Annotated in this window: 10 protein-coding genes; all 10 read right to left on the bottom strand. The window is 44.0% G+C overall.

Annotation, left to right across the window (positions count from 1 at the left end):
* Nucleotides 1–2 precede the first annotated feature (2 nt).
* Nucleotides 3–7,067 carry a T9SS outer membrane translocon Sov/SprA gene (gene sov / locus CDH51_RS07505; RefSeq protein ID WP_449353826.1) on the bottom strand — a complete coding sequence of 2,355 codons (7,065 nt, stop codon included), beginning with the start codon at nt 7,065–7,067 and terminating at the stop codon, nt 3–5.
* Nucleotides 7,068–7,157: 90 nt separating this feature from the next.
* Nucleotides 7,158–7,754, bottom strand: coding sequence for a Holliday junction branch migration protein RuvA (gene ruvA, locus CDH51_RS07500; protein ID WP_100628081.1), 597 nt, complete (start codon nt 7,752–7,754; stop codon nt 7,158–7,160).
* Nucleotides 7,751–10,018, bottom strand: coding sequence for an NADP-dependent malic enzyme (locus CDH51_RS07495; protein WP_100628080.1), 2,268 nt, complete (start codon nt 10,016–10,018; stop codon nt 7,751–7,753). Before CDH51_RS07495 ends, ruvA begins: the two co-directional genes overlap by 4 nt.
* A gap of 22 nt (nt 10,019–10,040) precedes the next feature.
* Nucleotides 10,041–11,138, bottom strand: coding sequence for a DUF4837 family protein (locus CDH51_RS07490; protein ID WP_100628079.1), 1,098 nt, complete (start codon nt 11,136–11,138; stop codon nt 10,041–10,043).
* Nucleotides 11,139–11,264: 126 nt separating this feature from the next.
* Nucleotides 11,265–12,668, bottom strand: a complete 1,404-nt coding sequence (locus tag CDH51_RS07485) for a lytic transglycosylase domain-containing protein (RefSeq protein ID WP_100628078.1) — start codon at nt 12,666–12,668, stop codon at nt 11,265–11,267.
* Between the two features lie 3 nt (nt 12,669–12,671).
* Nucleotides 12,672–14,102, bottom strand: coding sequence for an Asp-tRNA(Asn)/Glu-tRNA(Gln) amidotransferase subunit GatA (gene gatA / locus CDH51_RS07480; RefSeq protein WP_100628077.1), 1,431 nt, complete (start codon nt 14,100–14,102; stop codon nt 12,672–12,674).
* A gap of 19 nt (nt 14,103–14,121) precedes the next feature.
* The gene (gene tatA, locus CDH51_RS07475; RefSeq protein WP_024285007.1) at nt 14,122–14,319 is read right to left on the bottom strand and encodes a twin-arginine translocase TatA/TatE family subunit; all 198 of its coding nucleotides are present in this window, start codon (nt 14,317–14,319) and stop codon (nt 14,122–14,124) included.
* Between the two features lie 111 nt (nt 14,320–14,430).
* Complete coding sequence (locus CDH51_RS07470) at nt 14,431–15,684, bottom strand: murein hydrolase activator EnvC family protein (RefSeq protein WP_100628076.1); 1,254 nt, start codon at nt 15,682–15,684, stop codon at nt 14,431–14,433.
* Nucleotides 15,684–16,424 carry a DUF4292 domain-containing protein gene (locus CDH51_RS07465; protein ID WP_100628075.1) on the bottom strand — a complete coding sequence of 247 codons (741 nt, stop codon included), beginning with the start codon at nt 16,422–16,424 and terminating at the stop codon, nt 15,684–15,686. The genes CDH51_RS07470 and CDH51_RS07465 overlap by 1 nt, the downstream gene beginning before the upstream one ends.
* Entirely contained in the window at nt 16,417–18,147 is a 1,731-nt protein-coding gene (locus CDH51_RS07460; protein WP_100628074.1) for a tetratricopeptide repeat protein, read from the bottom strand. Before CDH51_RS07460 ends, CDH51_RS07465 begins: the two co-directional genes overlap by 8 nt.
* Nucleotides 18,148–18,243 lie beyond the last annotated feature (96 nt).

The following is an 18,243-nucleotide window of genomic DNA, read 5'->3' as shown; positions in this document are numbered from 1 at the left end:
ATCTATTGGGATAAATTAAATCGTAATTGTCCACCAAAAGAAGTGGATGCACGCTTGAAGGCAGTGGTGACGCGTGGATCATTGATACTTCTATCAAAATAGAAGGTAAGGTTGAGGTTCTGATTGATCACATAACTGATCGTGGGACGGATTTGGATATTGAGGTTTCCGTTAGTAACTGTGCTACCTTCTTCGATCTTCCGCTGAACCTGTCGGGTATCGACAATCTTCATATCCATCCGTAGTGTCAGGTCATTTTTCAGGATGGTTTCTCTTCCTTGAATCTTGAAAGGAATTTTAGTGCCTGCTTTAGTATACGAGAAATTCAATCCGAAATCATTACTTCTTCGCTCAGTCACCTGAGAATTGGAGAAATTCAATCCTAGTGTTCGCTCCTTGTTATAATTGATAGCAAAATTCATTCTTCCCTTTGTCATCAGATCCAGTCCAATAAGCGGAGCAAAACGTTCCGACAGTACGACTTGATTGAGTACATAAATTGGAATGAAAAATCCATCGTCGTTCACTTCGTTTGGAAGTCTTTGCTCTTGTAGACGATTAAATAGCTCTAGCCCTTGCTGATATTGGAGTGAATTGGAAAAGTTGCTCGCATCATAAGTGGAGGTGTAGGCATGGGTAATGTTGATACTAGTGAAAATATCACTTAGACCTTTCAGTCTCGATAGCCCCGCATAATCAATCCTCCAGTTTGGAAGAGGAGTTTTTGGGAATGGATTGAGGTTTGATTCTGCTGCATCCTGACCTCGATAAGCAGCTATAAATGCCGGTACCAATACATCCTGACCATTGATACTGTATTCTCCTGTTGATCCATTTTGAGCGTCAAGCCTTGATTTGATTATCGCCCGATTATTTTCGAAATCTTGGAAAAGCGGAGAGTTATTTTGTGAATCATCCCTAGAGAATGAAGTCCCGAGCATAATAGTTGTCACTGAATAGGCTGTATTCGTACGAGTAGGACTGATGGATAAATATTCCCCAGGATTATCCGCCGAATTCCTGAATATTTCTTGATAATCGCCTACTTCCCGTTTGTCGGCATTTAAGGTTATTCTAAAGTCTCGGAAAGGTTCTACTAAAGCTCCCAATCTCAAATTCATGGCCCGATTTTGCCTGAAGGGTTGGGTAAGTTCAGCACTTGGAGCCATGAGACCACGTGCCGCCAGTTCATTTCGAATCATCGGGTCCTGACTACCGAAAATAAAGGCAAGTCCTGGATTACTAAATGCCCGGTCCATTCCCAAAAGACCGGTATTCGGCAAATATCCGGGCAAGAATGTTCCTTCAACTACTCCATAATTGAAAGTGACTTCCTTGACAGACATTAGAAACTTGAGCAGTTGATTGCTAAAAGGCGTACCGATAGTGTCTTCGGCAGCGATATTATTTCTACCCGGAATGCTTGGTCGTTTTGGGGCATTGAGAGCCTCTAGCTTTTTATTTTTATTGTAAAGCCTGATTAGGTCAAACTTTCCGTTTAAAGTTTGCTCGCGCGTATTTTGGATGACATTACCCAAAGTGTCCTTTTGCCCGATCGCACCGGTCATCCATGTGTAGGTGGTGTTGTATCGATAGTCTGCCCGGATCCAATTTAGGAAAGGTACTTTATCCAGTGGAATGGTATAATTCAGATTGACGGTATGGTTGTAATTCGTCCTTCGACCAAAATTCCAGAAATTGGTTCTGACGGAGTCAATTTTTTCCTGTGAATCCAAATCTCCCTGAGGCTCATCCACCACAGCCATGACTGAACCAGAATAATCCACCCGAAGGTTTTTACTCAAGTCCCAGTTGAGTGTGTAGAACCGGTTCATGAAAAATGACTTTTGGAAAAGCGGATCTACACCGGCAGTACCAAGCTGGTCATTGCGGTATTGAGAGCGGAGGAATTTTCGATCTACATCCACCCGCGCCAAAATCTGACTTGGAGCTAGATTCAGGTTAAAGTCTTTGATCAGTTTCAAGTAAGGCGACGAAAGTCCCTCTGAATTCTTAAATGGCTCAATGTTGAGCGGTTTGGGGGCGAAGTTATAAGTGATATTTCCCCGATTCGTTTTGAATTCGTAGTTCTGAATCTGAGCATTGGTCTGGGTAACTGTACCCACTGCGTAGGAGAAAGAGAAATTGCTTAAGTCATAGATTCTATTTGGAGCCTCAGGATTGGTTTTTATTTTTCGGACATTGTTAAGACTGATATTTTTTCGGGTTAGCTGGTCCTGTGCGATATCTCGATAGGCGTCCCTTTCTTGATCGGTTTCGAACTTTTGTAAAGCGACCTCAAAAGGCACATCGGGATTAAGTGGGTCAAATTCAGGCCTTGTATTCGAATTTTCAACGCTCAAGTAAACTGGAATACTCACTCCCAATTCCTCTGGCAAAAGCTTGTCTGCCTTAATGTTGGTAGAAATGTCATATTGAGTAGTGGCCTGTCGAGTTCGCTGAGATATTCTGGTTTCTAGACCTCCGAAACCAATTGAATTGTGGCGAATGGAAGCAGAGACTACAGCAAGGTCAGCAATTTTGGCATTTAGGAAAGCATTTGCAGCCCAGCCGTTATTTTCGTTTTGGCCCGTTACCCGAAGTTCGTTTGCCCAGATACATACGCTTTTGCTTCCTCCGATTCCTGTCCCGGGATTTCTTACCCCGATCATCGCACCTTGAGTCTGATTAAGTTCAGGCCGGCCGACTACAGTTACTTTGTATTGTCTGATATCCTTGGAGTAGGGGAGGTTTAAGGGGACTTGATTATTGTCCCGCTCGGTTTTGACGGATACAATTTCCTGAATCGCGATATCAATTTCATTTTCCAGCGGCCAAATCTGCCTTGGATCTCGAGTGCCTTTTGGAGTAATGATCAAAGGAACTTCGATCTCATAATAATTATCTGTGTAATCTGTACCAAGCCTCAAAAATGCAGTAATCTCTCCGTCAAGCGCATCTTCACTATCAGCATGGAAAAACATCTTGATCCGCTCAAATTGTACCAAGTCCAATTGTAGGTTTTTGAAAACGGCCCGAGCATCTCTAGGAGCAAGATCTTCCACACATACACGAAGGGATTGCTCATTCAATCTCCGCTCAACAGTAGAAGTATTGTCTCGATCCCGATTGATCCCTGGAGGAAGTACATAAGGGCTTTGGGTATCGCTGCCTTGGGAATTTTCTTCTATCCCTACCACATCTACAGTCACGTTGGAATTGTCAGGCTCTGGAATTTCGAAGAATCCACGCTCAAACAAAGACTCTTGGAATACTCGCCATTGGCTACCGATCATTCGGAAGTTTGCCATTCGAAGCACCACCGGCTGCTCGAAGTCCGTGAGGTAAGTTCTGATCCATCGAATAGACTTAAAGCCTGTGATATTTCCTTCCACCCGATCAGGTTGTCTTACAGGAATACGGAACAAATACCAGTCTACAGATTCTCCACCGACATTGGCGGTTACTTTGTCGACGATGTAATTTTGGCCAACGACCAGATTATCAGGGCGAAGATCCACTTCATATTCGTAGTAGTTTTCTAGCTCGTTGATCGTATTATCGGTGTTGAGGTCTTCGTTGTCTGGAAGGTTGGTGCCGGATGGGGTGAAGGAAGCGGTTTGTGGTGGCTCGACCGGGGAGTTGCCTTCCATCCCGTTGAATTTTTTGTATCGCTCCAGAATCTTGACATCCTGCTGATCGAATTCCTCATTCAAGTAATACTCAAAATTATCCGCCGATACATCAGCAAGAATCCGGTTTAAACCTTGCTGATTTACATTGATCCGGTCAAGAAATCTACTCTGAAAGAATGGGGCTTCGTCCTCATTTTTCAGACCATCGAGTCCGATGTCTTGATTTACACGAGCTTCTTCAGAGTTATCAAATGCAGGAAGTAAAAACTGCTCTCTTGTAATTCGACCCCATTCATTTTCTCGAGTCTCGGCAGGATCCCCATCTGCTGGCAGACCATTTTCAAATGAATGGCTGCCATCCTTCATTACATCCTCCGAAATATCTCCTAAGTTGAAATAAAGCTTACCACCTGTGGTATTGTTCTGGTTGAATATTCCATCTAGGACACGCCCGTTTTCACCTTCGATAAATGGATCAAGCAACCAAAATTCCATGTATTCAATATTGGTCCGGTCAAAGTCTACCTCTGTCGTAATTGCCCGTGTCACCCCACCATAGTTTTCTCTAGGATTAGGAAGCAAGCCATCTTGTCGCAGATTTGGGTTGTAATTAAACATACCCCTTTCCGATGGGAAATAAGCCAATTCAAAAAGGGGCTCAGGGGTAATGATCACATCCCTATCCTGCTGTGGGAAGATTTCTTGAGGAATTACCCTACGTACATAGTGGTTTCTTCGGTCTTCGCGTGTAATATTGGACGGTACTCCTGGGCCATTTTCTCGATAGAAAATATTGTCAATGTTGTACCAAGCCACTCGGGCTCTTCGATAGGCTGAACCTAGCTCATCTTCGGTTTGGAAACTCAGATCAAATCGATTGTCAGGAGTCTGGGGAGTCGAAGAAAGCTTCCAGTTTTGATTGGCAGCACCTCCAAGATTGAACGGGGTAATGGCCGCTTCAAAATCATCAATGTAGGATGCTCCTTCTCCATCTACACGGTTGGATGTACCGGGTAGCAAATGTGCAAATTCACCGCTGATCCGAACCTCGGAAGTCTCTTTGGTATTGGTAAAAGGAAGTGCATCCGCCAATTTGGTGAGCCATCTGGACTCATCTGAATAGTTTGCATCCAAGCCCCAAAGACTGTTTCGGAGTGTTTCACTACCCGTCGCAATTCGCGTGACATTTGGTCTTTCATTGAGGTATAGAAAGGTACCTCCAAGGTTGAATTTGTCGCTGAAAAGATAATCTAGGCGTGTTCCAAGGAGACTCCTCGTTTGGAATGAAACCAAATCGGCTTTTTCAAAACTCACATTGATTTGCTTTCCGGATTGTAGGATGGCATCATTGATGATGACCAAGCGACCCACATTGTAGTCAATAGTGAAGTCCACACCTTCAGTCAAAGGAATATTTCCAGCCGTGACGATCACGGAGCCAGGAGAAATATTAAGTCCGGGAAGTTGTATTTCACTGGCAGAGCCTGCTGTTAGTCGCCCTTTGATAAAATACTTATTTAATCGCGTGACGAGCTCCGCATCTGCTTGGGTAGTTTGATAGAGTGTGTCGTAGACATATTTTTCTTTCAGGACTCCTTCAGAGGGGAGGAACTTGCGCTCCAGATTGGACCCAAAAGGCTCCAAAACGGGGAAAATCAAAAGCCCTCGATTGGAAATCATGGTCAAGCCTTCGACAAAGTCAAAGTTGCCATCTGGGGCAGGATCATTTTGAGGGTTGAGATTATCCAAGCCCGTAAGCCGGATCAGCGGAATATCCTTGACCTCTTGCCCCTCCAAAAGGGATGGGTTGTCCAAACCTGTGCGGTCATCTCGGTAGATCACCTGAAGCTGAAAACCTTCTCTCAGGATCTGACTGGCGTTAAGGCTGTAAACGTTTTTCATCATCAAGTCCCAGGTTGGAACTCGCGTATTGATTCTGGCTGGTCTCAGGAGCTTGAGAAAAATCAATTCATCCTCTGCCCGGTTTTGATAATCCTCTGTGAGTTCACCCACTTTGTAAACTTGGCCATTGTAGGTGTACTCGTAAGAAACTGCCAAAACTTCATCGTTTTGCAATCTTCTGAAAAGGGATAAGTAGCCTAATTGGGGATTAAAGAAAAATTCGGATTGCTCGAGTTTTCTCGCTCCGTTGATTTGTTCGAAATCCAATCCTTTTCTGATACCAAGGCTGTTCTCCATTGCCCTCGAACCGGTGTCGAATGGGCGGAAAGCTGGATTGCTCGATATATTTGAGAAGAGTTGGTTCGCTCCGTTCCCTGCGGGGGCATTGGGATTTGTGGGAGCAATATTCGGATTACTCGGGTTGAGTAATTCCCGGCCCTCTCCCAAGTCCATGAAAGCCGCGAAATTTCTCAGGGTTTCGGTATTAGCCGCCCGGTTCATGATGTAGACTTCAACTCGCGTCACATTCACACCAGACAGTACCTGTGGCAAGCCTCTCAGCCATCTCTCATAATTTTCTCTGAAAAAATGGCCAAGGAAAAAGTGTCTGTTTTCATCGTACTCCGAGCCTTGGATTTCAAAAGTTCTTCCCTGCCCGTTGGCGTCGATGGTGAGGTTGTCTCTACGACCACGTTGAGTAGAAGCTACTGCTGTCACATTTAGCTTTCCGAATTGCATCTGAGTTTTGACCCCAAATAGGTTTTGGGCACCTTGGATCAGTCTGTTTTGTACAGGCATGGAGACATTACCAATTTCGATCGACTGAATGATATCCTCTTCAAAGCCGTTGAATTCCAATTTCAATTGATTTTGAAAATCAAAGGAATTGTTGGAGTCAAAATTGGCTCCGATTTTCATTTTCTCACCCAAAGAACCATTCACAGCCATTTGGATCTGTTGATTGAAATCAAAGCCGCCATTTCGTTGCTGCCGGATAGGTAGGGTAGGATTATCGATTCTTCGGAATACGGCACCCAAGTCTAGGTTTACATATCCGGTCGGAGTAATGTTGATTTCGGAACCTCCAAAAATCCGGTCAAAATTTGGACTGACTGTCAAAGGAGGTACAAGCCCCCGGCCTTCTACGGCACTTTCTCCATCTCCGCCCCGGGCCCGACTTCTCCAATAATCCTGTCGAACCTTGTATTCCTGAATTTGGGAAAACTCTTCAAAATCGTACTCCTGCTCATTGCCGACCCGCGTCGAATCCAGCTCATCGGCAATATTGTATCGAAGGCCGGCGGTGGAATCTACTTTGACCTCAACAGATTTTTGAAGGAGAGACTTAGGGAAAAAGGGCGAATATGAGTTTAAAAAAGGGTTTCGGTAGGGAAATAGGGGATTGGTACTTTGGTTTTTCCAAAGCAAAAAAGAGGGTGCAAGGCGGCGCTGGTTGAGCGAGTCGAGTCTAGTTTGGGTACTGTCCGGGTTGGTTTGCTGGGCTTCTGCAGTCGATAAACTGATCAACAATCCAAACAGGATGAAGCAAAAAGGCCAACTAACCAGAGATCTTTCCCTGCAAAAAGTCAGTATTGTCCGAAAGTTCAATCCAAGTTTTGATTATGATGTCTTTAAAGATGCTTTAATTAAATCTTCTAAAGAAATTTCTCCATCGGTTTTTTTGAGTACTTGGTTGATATTCTTTTCAGCGGCAGCTTTAGGAAAACCAAGAGTCAATAAGGCTTGTAACGCTTCTTCTCGGACTTTATTGCTTGATTTGAGGAAGCCAATTTGCTGTCCGGCACCAGTTGCGGTTGATTTGCTAATCTTATCCTTGAGTTCTAGAATCACCCTTTGTGCGGTCTTCAATCCAATACCTTTCACTTGTTGTATAGATGCCACATCCCCCGAGAGGATCGCATTTTCCACCTCTTCAGTACTCATTGAGGATAAGATCATCAAACCGGTATTGGGTCCCACACCACTAATGCTGATCAGGAGTAAGAAAAGACGCTTTTCACTTTCTTCCCAAAAGCCATACAAGGTGTGTGCATCTTCTTTGATGTGTAGGTAAGTGTGTAGACGTATGGCTTCCTGATCTTTGATTTTACTGTAGGTCTGCAGGGAGATTTTGACCTCATAGCCAATCCCACCCACGTCGATGAGGACGTAGGTGGGGTCTTTGAATGCTAATTTTCCCTGAAGATAGGCAATCATGATTGGGCTGTTTGTGCGTCCACTACAGCGATAGCAACCATATTCACGATTTCTCGGATTGAACTACCTAATTGAAGGATATGAACTGGCTTATTCATACCAAGAAGAATAGGACCGATTGCCTCTGCGTTTCCAAGCTCCGAAAGTAGCTTGTAGGCGATGTTGCCTGAAGCTAGATCTGGGAAAATCAAGGTGTTAGCTCGTCGATTGATCAATTGAGAGAAAGGATAAATCTCTTTTTGTATCTCGTCATTGATTGCGACGTTGGCTTGCATTTCCCCTTCTATGATGAGATCAGGATATCTCTCTTTGGCAAGTGCCGTTGCTTTCGCCATTTTTACAGGGATATCTCCCTGAGCTGAGCCAAAGTTGGAGTAGGAAAGCATGGCCACTCGTGGCTGTACATTAAAGAACTTCACAGCCTCTGCTGTCAACCCGATGATGTCGACCAACTCTTCCACACTTGGATTTAGATTGACAGTCGTGTCAGCAAAGAAGTAAGGACCTTTGTCTGTATTCATGATATACATTCCGGCTACTCGCTTCGCCTCAGGCTTTACTCCGATGGTATGAAGTGATGGCAAAATCGTTTTCGGATAATCTCTAGTCAAACCTGAAATGAATGCATCCGCGAGGCCTACCTCTACCATCATGGCTCCAAAGTAGTTTCTCTGAGTTACCAATCGAGAAGCATCCGTCAGCGTCATTCCTTTTCGCTTTCGCTTATCATAAAGCACCTTGGTAAACTGATCAAGTTTTTCAGTTTCTTCCAGAGGATCAATGATAGTGACATGTTCTAAATCCAGAGAATTCTCTTGAATCAGGGCTAGAATTTTTTCCTTATTTCCAAGAAGGATCGGTTGTGCAATCTTTTCATCACGGATGATTTGGGCAGCCTTCAAGATCTTGCGGTTGTCGGCTTCTGCGAAAACTACTCGCTTCGGATCCTTCTTCGCTCGCGCAATAACGACAGACATCAATCGCTGATCGATACCGATTCGTTCTTGTAGCTCTAATTCGTAAGCATCCCAGTCGGTGATGCTTTTACGGGCTACTCCTGAATCAATGGCTGCTTTCGCTACTGCAGGGGCGATAGTAGTAATGAGTCTTGGATCAAGAGGCTTTGGAATAAGGTACATTCTGCCAAAACCCAGATTTGCTTCTCCGTATGCTTTGGTTACGATATCCGGGACAGGTTCTTTGGCTAGTTTGGCGATCGCCTTCGCTGCCGCAAGCTTCATGTCTTCGTTAATGGCGGTAGATCGAACGTCTAGTGCTCCTCGGAAGATATACGGGAATCCAAGAACATTATTTACTTGATTAGGATGGTCAGAACGACCTGTTGCCATGATGACATCTTCTCTAGCAGCGATTGCCAAATCATAGGCGATTTCCGGATCTGGATTTGCCAATGCAAAAACGATCGGATTAGGAGCCATCAGCTTGATTTGGTCCTGGGAAACTACATTCCCAGCGGAAAGTCCCAAGAAAACATCTGCACCGCTCATCGCATCAGAAAGGGTGTGAATATCCCGATCGGTAGAGAATTCTGCTTTTATGCTATCTAGATTGTCGCGGTCAGATCGAATGACTCCCTCTTTGTCACACATGACGACATTTTCACGCTTGACACCAAGGGACATGTAAAAACGCGTACAGGAAACGGCTGAAGCACCGGCTCCGTTGACTACGAGTTTGATCTTAGTAATATCTTTCTCGACGAGCTCAAGGGCATTCAAAAGTGCTGCCCCAGAAATAATCGCGGTTCCATGCTGATCATCATGCATGACCGGGATTTTCATCTCTTTTTTGAGGGTTTGCTCTATTTCAAAGCATTCCGGAGCCTTGATATCTTCCAAGTTGACGCCGCCAAAAGTCGGCTCAAGAGACTTGATGATATCGATGAGCTTTTTAGGGTCATTTTCGTTGATCTCGATATCGAAAACGTCGATACCTGCAAATTTCTTAAAAAGGACTCCTTTTCCCTCCATGACGGGTTTGGATGCTTCAGGACCGATGTTTCCAAGGCCCAAGACGGCTGTTCCATTAGATATGACAGCTACCAAATTGCCCTTTGCAGTGTATTTGTAGACGTTCTCTACGTTTGCTTCGATCTCTTTGCAAGGCTCTGCTACTCCAGGTGAATAAGCAAGCGCCAAGTCCATTTGACTCGAAAGCGGCTTGGAAGGGATTACTTCGATTTTACCAGGTGAACCCTGTGTATGGTAATTCAGGGCGTCTTCTTTCCGGATTTTGATGGCCATAAAAATGGGGTTAGTTGGGTACTTAAGAGCCTTGCTCGGGTACCCAACTAATATCCGTATTGAGAAGAATGGTCTCTATTTCTCTGAGAGCATCTCTGTGTACTTCATTTGGGTAGTACACAAATCCTTCCAGATAATAAAGTTTACCTTTTTCCTGATCTACCATCAGGTATCCCAGGTAGGTTCCACCCATGCTGATATTGTTGGTCCTCCAAGAGGCTCTGATTTCGGTGGTAAAATTATCATTTATCACCATGTTTCGGAAAGCTGGAGGGATTTGTTTTTCAGTTACTACATAAGAGGTAGGATCTTCAGGGTCTCCAAAGACATGTTGTCTTGTGATAGAGTCCCTGAGAGCCAGGATGTTCTCTGGGAATGTTTGCTCCTCAGAGACATAATCTTCTACATGAAAAATCAGGCTGATATCAGGCCTTCTTTCGGTAGGAGTAGGTTGTCGGAGCCACAGAAATCCTGGTTGGCTCTTCGCGACTTGGTAAGAAGCAGGGACGTTGATCTGGATTCCTAGGTTTTTTTCTGCCTCAGCATTGGCAGCTGTATTTTTCCTTGCTAGAATAATGCTTTCCAAACGTCCTCTTTCCCGTACTTCAAAAAGATTTTGAAGGCGGTCTGAATTCTTTTTCAAGTTGGTTACAAGTTGCTCCTCATTGTTTCCAAAAAGATAAAGTACTTCCTGTCCTACCGCATATTCATCTTCTACTCGTAGGGAATAAATGGACGGGTCATTCAGCGCTTTCTCTTTGGATTCTTTAGAAAACTGTGCATTGATCACCTGACTAGCCGAACCCTTATCGTCGAAAGTGGTGACGTAAACCAAATTGGTTGACATCTTCAGCATTCGGGTCATTGCTCGAGGGTCCACGGTATTCACCTTGAATTTGCTTTCGGAGCGGATCATTCCGGGCATATCCGCTTCAAAAATGTTTTTCAACGCGTCACCCACTGGGCCAGCGTATTTCGCCGAGTCAATGACTAGAATGATTTCGCCAATGGCACCCCGGGCTTTGGGTTTGGTGTTTTCGGAGAGTGGGCCATTTGCATCACATGCAAAAAACATCACTGCTCCAAGTATGAACATACTAAATCTCAGAAGAGGCTTCATTAAGTTGTTTGGTTTTATTTGGTTGGAAGTAAAATAAATACTTTCCGAGGGGAAAACTCAATCCCTTATGAACTTTTGGATTTTGTTAAAAAAAATTAACAGAATTAGGGAGTGAACTCAGTCAAATTAACCAATGATGAGTCGTTGTCCCGGCTTGATTTGAGTGGAGTTCAGGTTGTTCAGTCTTTTCAACTGGTCTACGGTCAGTCCTGCAAATCGCCGAGAAATGATCCAAAGTGAATCTCCCGGTTGTACGACATAGGTTTTTTGACCGTTCGAATTGGTTTGAACTTTTGCAATGGTTCTTGACGGAGCGGCACCTTCAGGAGCGTGCAATGTAAGCCGCTGTCCAACTCGTATCAGATTGGAGGAAAGGTTGTTCCATTCCTTGATTTGAGAAACGGATACGCGATAGTTTTGCGCGATTTTCCCAAGATTATCTCCGCTTTGCACGCGATAAGTGATGGTATTTCGCTCGATTTCGTCCAGTTTTTCATCTTCGGATCGGTAAATGAGTTTATCGCTTGCAAGTAGTGGGCGAAGCTCATTTCCCAAAGAATCAGCGATCCAAGCAAAGTTTTCTTTTACAAAATTTGCCTGATTGACAGGAACACGGATAGCCATGCTTTTGTGGCTCTCGGGTATTTTTCTACGTTTTACGGCAGGATTTAGCTTTTCCAGATCGCTAAGACAAAGGTTGGTAAGCTCTGAAAGCTTGTCCAAGGTAAAGGCTCTTTCAAATCGAATGGATTCAGTAGCGAAGGAATAAGTGGGTTCTTCGAGATGTAGATTGTGCGCATCTAAATGCCGAAGGATATACATCATCGCTTGAAATTGAGGAACATAACCACGAGTTTCTCGAGGCAGGTAGTTATAGATTTCCCAGAATTTCTTTTTGCCTCCGGATCTTCTGATGGCTTTTCTCACGTTTCCAGGACCGCAATTGTAAGCTGCGAGTGCCAATTCCCAATCCCCAAACATTCGATACAGGGATTTTAGGTATTTGGCAGCTGCTTCGGTGGATTGTTCAGGATCCATTCGCTCATCAATATCCCAATTGATATCCATACCATACATTCGACCTGTGGCTGGCATAAATTGCCAAAGGCCCATAGCTCCAACCCGGGAGCGAATTTGAGGGTCAAGCCCTGACTCTATGATGGATAAATACTTGATGTCGTCCGGCATTTCATGCTCTGCCAAAGTCTCCTCAAAAAGCGGAAAGAATAAGTCTTTGCGAGCTAAAACCATTTTGGTGTAGTCGCGATTTCGGACGGTGAAATATTGGATAAAAGAGAAAATTCGATCGTTCAATTCGAAGGACATTTCGCTGTCCATCTTATCTACACGCTCCTTGATTAGATCGTATGTAAAATCAGGGATGTATTCGTAGTGATAATTAGGCTGAACCAAGTTTTCATCAAAAAGATCCGGAGCCACTAGCTCATTTTCCTGAGGGAAAGCAGTAGAAATAGATAGACTGAAGGTGAAAACAATCAGAATAAATATTTTCAAGTTGCGATCCGTCATGGTTTATTTTTCGGTTTTTTGGTTCAAATAGTTACAAAAAGAGAATAAATCTGCCTCTTTGAAGGAATTGGTGATGACTTGAATTCCAATTGGCATACCATTTTGATCTTTACCATTCGGGACTGAAATGGCTGGTACTCCAGAAACTGAAGCCTGCACGGTGAAAAGGTCTTCTAAGTACATGGATACAGGATCATCACTATGCTCTCCGAATTTAAACGCCGTGGTAGGCGTAGTCGGCATGATAATATAATCAAAATCATCCAAAAGTGACTCGGTAAATTCTTTAATCAGTCTGCGGACCTTTTGAGCCTTGGTAAAATACGCATCATAATAGCTGGCACTCAAAACAAAAGTCCCCAGCATAATCCTTCGCTTCACTTCCTCACCGAAGCCCTCGCTGCGGCTGAGCTTGTACATGGACTCAAGATTATGTGTATTTGGACTTCGATATCCATATTTGACTCCATCAAATCGGGACAGATTGGAGCTAGCCTCAGCTGTAGTGAGAATGTAGTATGTCGGGAGAATGTATTCTAAAAGTGGAAAATCTACAGCCTCTACTTGATGTCCGTCGGATTCAAGATTTTTAAGAACAGACTCTGTGTTTTTTTTGATTTCCGCTTGTAGCATGGGAGACTCCAAAGCTTCTTTCAGATATGCAATCTTTACCTTCTTGTCAAAATGCAAAAGTTGACTGTATGGAAGTACTGGCTTTCGAGAGGAAGTGTTATCCCACTCATCATGCCCTGCGATCACTTCCATGACAAGGGCATTGTCTTGTATGGTTTGAGAAAAAACGCCGATTGTATCAAAAGAAGAAGCATAGGCGATTAATCCCCATCTGGAAACGCGGGAATAAGTTGGTTTAGAGCCAATTACTCCGGTGAAAGCTGCTGGCTGTCTGACCGATCCTCCTGTGTCCGTTCCTAGTGAGACGGTACAAAGATTTGCTTGAACAGCCACGGCAGAACCTCCTGAGGAACCACCGGGAACTCGGGATTCATCAAGTGCATTCAGGACTTTTCCATGGGAAGAGTTTTCATTGGAACTGCCCATTCCAAATTCATCACAGTTCAGTCGCCCAATTATGATCGCATCTTGATCAATCAGGCGTTGTACAGCTGTGCAAGTGTATTGTGATTCGTAGCCTTGTAGGATGGACGAAGATGCATTGGATTCGTGGCCTGCATAGCATAGGACATCCTTGATGCCAATGACCATTCCTGCGAGTTTGCCAGCCTTTCCGGCTGCAAGTTTTGCATCTACGCGGTTTGCTTGGGCAAGAGCTGATTGCTCATAAACTTCGACGAAGGCGTTTAAGTGCGCCTTCGTCTGAATGTTGTTGAGGTAGTACTGAACGATTGAAAGACAATTCGTTTCTCCTTTTTCGAGGGATTTTTGAATTTCCCCGAATGAAATAAATTTTTCCAACGTCACAGAGATTAAGGAATTACTTTTTCTTATCCTTCAATCCCTCTTCGAGATCATTTTGAATATCTTTAGTAGCGTCTTTGAACTCACGGATACCGCGTCCAAGACCTCTAGCTAGTTCAGGAATTCGCTTTGCTCCAAATAGGAGAAGAATGACCAAAACGATCAGGACGATCGATCCGCCACCCATATTTTGAAAGAAACCCAATGTTGCCATAGTTAATTTGATTTAGGGTAAATGTAGCCACAAAGATACTATTGTCCTTGGCATGGACAAAGAAGCTATGAGACTCTTCGATTGTTTTTCTTGAATATACGGATTTTTACACTACCGGGATGAAATCCATGAGGCAGGATCCATTTTCTGAAGACCTTTCCAGGTTTGAAAATGAATTTCGGCTTCTCCATCCGAATTGGTAGCTACTCGTCCAATTACGTCTTTTGCCTTGACAACTTGACCAACTTTTACAGAAGTGGACTGAAGCTTGGTGTACAAGGTATAATATTCACCATGTTTGATGAGAACGGTTTCGCCATAGCCGGGCATGGATGCTACCTTGGCGACTGTTCCGTCAAAGACCGTCCTGACATTTGAATTCGGCTGTGTCCGTATATTGATCCCGTCACTGGGCACTGTAATGCCTCGTAATGTCGGGTGAGGATGGTCTCCGTAGGTTTGGGAAATAAAGCCCGTTTCTACAGGCCATGGGAGTCTGCCTCTGTTTCCAGCAAAGGAGCTGGAAAGTGCCGCTACTTCAGGAGTCATCGGTAAACTGCTACCTGCAGCTTTGGTTGCTGTACTGTTTTCTTTTTTAGCAGCCGCCTCAGCTAGTCGGATCTCCTCCTCAATAGCTTTACGGATCATGGACTCGAGTTGTTGTTGCTGTTTTTTGGTAGCCGTGATTTGACTTCTGATACTCTTTTCCTTTTTGGTAAGGGTATTGACGATTCCTTGTTGCTCTCTCCGCATAGCCTCCAGCTTCTGACGCTCACGCTGGGCCTCCGCCAGGATTTTTTCTTTGTCCTGCTTTCGGATTTCGAGCTGCTCTTTTTCCTTAGCCAGTTCTAGACTAAGGGCTTGGATTTGTGCAGCCTGCTGTTTTCTACTATCTGTGTATTGCTTCAAGTATTTCAAACGCATGTAAAGCTGATTGAAATTATTGGAGCTGAATACAAAAGCAACAATGGATAAGTTTCGATTGAGTTTGGATGAATTGTAAATCATCCGGGCATATTCAGCCTTCAATTCCTTCAGGTCATTTTCCAGACGATTGATATCATCCTCATTTTTTTGGATTTCGCTATCCAATACTTTCACCTCTCGGTCGAGAGTGCTGACTAGGCGTGACTGAGTCTGATATTGCCTCGTGACTGCATTAAGTGAGCCAATGGTTTCTTTTTTATTGGCAGTTGTCTGCCGAAGAATAGCGTCAAATTCCTTCAGTTTGGCTTGGATTTCTGCTTTTTCCCGTTCCAAATCCGCTCGCGTCCGTGAAGTTTGCGCTTGCACCGGGGACAAGGCGGCCATGCTTATCAAGGCTAAGCAGGTAATCAGAAAAAGTCGATATGAAGTGTTTTTCATCAAAATTTGAAAGGAAAATTCAATGGTTCGTCTTCCAAAGTGATGGAGGTCCAGTCCACATGTAAGATAGTATTTTGAGATCCTGTACTAAGCTGATAAACAAGTTTGTAGAGTGTCTCGGAAGGGAATGGCTGACCATCTACTTCCTGAAATCCATCAAAACTTGCAAGTAAAGAACCTCTGTCGTCGAGTGAATTTCCCGCCAGTTCGATGACCTTTGCACTCTCCGTTCCGATTTTGCTGAAATACCTCACTTGGTTTCGCACTTGCGTCAACTCATATTGAGATTTGACCCGAAGTAAGCGGTCACTGTAGTCAAAGCGAAATGGAGGATTTGCCCAAAGGATATTTTGGAAAAGGTCTAAGGACAAGTCCAAGCCGTAATAATTTTTGAACTCTCCAAAGGTCAGGTTGATATCCTCTTTTCCGATTCGGTCCTTGATTTGGATTTTTTCTTGAGTAATCAAGCCCCTTACTGCTTCCATTCCTAGACCCGGAGAAATGGTAAACCAAAGGACTGAATCCTTTTTTGAGCGAAGACTGAGCGTGCCCCGAGTGACTTTTCCAGACTCTTCTTCGATTATGACCTTGGCCCGGGCACTTAAATAATTATAGCTTGGATAGCTGGGCTGAAAGCTTTCCATCCTTCCATCCGATTGGTAAGGGATGACCTTTTTTGCACAGCTGGCCGAAAAAATCAATAATAAAAGAATCAGGCTGGTGCCTAAAAATCTATTCATAATATTTTCTGTCTCTAATCTTCATTGGTAGTTTTTCGGATGCTTCCGGACTATCAGCTGCTTTTTCCCAATAGCTAATGGCTTCTGATTTTTTGCCCAAATGATACAAAATATCGCCAAAATGCTCCAAAAGAACTCCGCTAGGCTCGGTTTCGCTTTGAAGTGCCTTTTCCATGTATAGATAGGCATCCTCATACTCACCTAGCTGGAAAAGCACCCAAGCATACGTATCCAAAAAAGTGCCATTTTCTGGAAATCGCTTGACAACTTTGGCTGCCATTTCTTTAGCCTTCTCCAAGTTTCTCTTTTCCAAGGAGAGGAAGTAGGCGTAATTATTCAGTACCTGCTCATCATTTGGATTGATTTGTAGAGCCTTGTCAAAGTAGACAAAGGAGGAGTCTTTTTGTCCGAGATTGTATAGCGAGCTACCCAAGGACCCAAAAGCAACTTGATCCAATTGATCATTTTGCCCGGAGTTCAGGTCAATGGCTTTTTGGAGGGATTTTACAGCAGAACTGTCCTTTTGCAAAGCGGATTTGACCACACCATCATAAAACCAAAACTGAGGGCTTTCCGGAAATTCGTCCACTCCCATGATGGTGTATTTTTCCAGGCCTTGTAGATCGGCATTTTCTCCAAATGAATTGAGAATGACTTGCTCTAAAATCCTCGGGTTTGAAGGGTTCAAATCCAAGGATTTTTTATACAGCGCTACACTTTCTGGAATCCGCTTTTCCTTGGACTCTCTATCTCCAAGCGTTTCATAGATGGCTGCATTATTTGCTTCATCTGCCCGCATCAAAACAGTCAATGAATCTAGAATTCGCTCTCGCTCAGGCGTGCTTATTTCATTCAAAATACCTGCAAAGGCTCTGGCTTTTGAATCCGGGTCCAAATCAGGGCTGGCGAATGCGCTAAACAGATATTCGGTGGATTTATCAGTATCCCCTTTTGATTTTAGTAGGGTATAAGCTGCCATTTGAAGTTCAGGCTGATTGGGATACTTTTCAATTTCCTCATTCACCAATTCAATGGCTTGGTCCAGACGGTTGTTGTTGAATAGTATTTCAACCAAGCCCAAGACAAATTGAGGATTTCCAGGTCTGGCTTCGATCAGGCGCTCACCTTCCTCAATCGCCTGATCGAGTTGGTTTTTACGGAGATAAATTCGCTGTTTTTGTTGGGTAATGGGCTCCATTACACCGAAATACCGCTCTGCACGATCCAGCACGACCAAAGCTTTGTCAAATTCCCCAGCTTGTAAATAAATGGAAGCTAAGTCCAAATTATATTGCTGATTGCTCTCTCCGTCGGCAGTGAGTTGATCGAGTATTTCTGCTGCTCTTAGCGGTTGTTGGAGATTATTGTAGATCTCTGCAACCATCAAGGCGTAATATTTATTTTCAGAATCAAGTCTTACAGCCTCCTTCGCATAAGGAAGAGCCTTTTCTGGGTCATTGGCGCGGGTGTAGATTTCTGCGATTTTATAGTGAATTGCAGGCTCATCAGGATTTAGCTCCAAGGCTCGCTGCAAATAGACAAAGGCTTTCTCAAACTCACCCAAGGCCAATTGCTTGGTGCCCTCGATGAAATTCCGGTCTGCCAGTGCTTCCTGCTCCTGGATTTTTCGCTCCTTTTTTGAAAGTTTTTTTTGGACTTGTCCTTGGGCGATGCTTCCTGAAAAAAGAAGTGCCAGAACAAGCAATAATCTATGAATGTGCACGGTGATTTTTTCCCTTTACTCTTTGAGTTACAAACATAATGCCTTTTGCCGAAAGGCATTGAATTATTGCAACAGCAGTCCTTGACAAATCATCCC

The organism is Algoriphagus formosus (genome assembly GCF_002807035.1).
GTDB classification, from domain to species: Bacteria; Bacteroidota; Bacteroidia; order Cytophagales; family Cyclobacteriaceae; genus Algoriphagus; species Algoriphagus formosus.
This window is presented reverse-complemented; position numbering and strand designations above follow the sequence as displayed.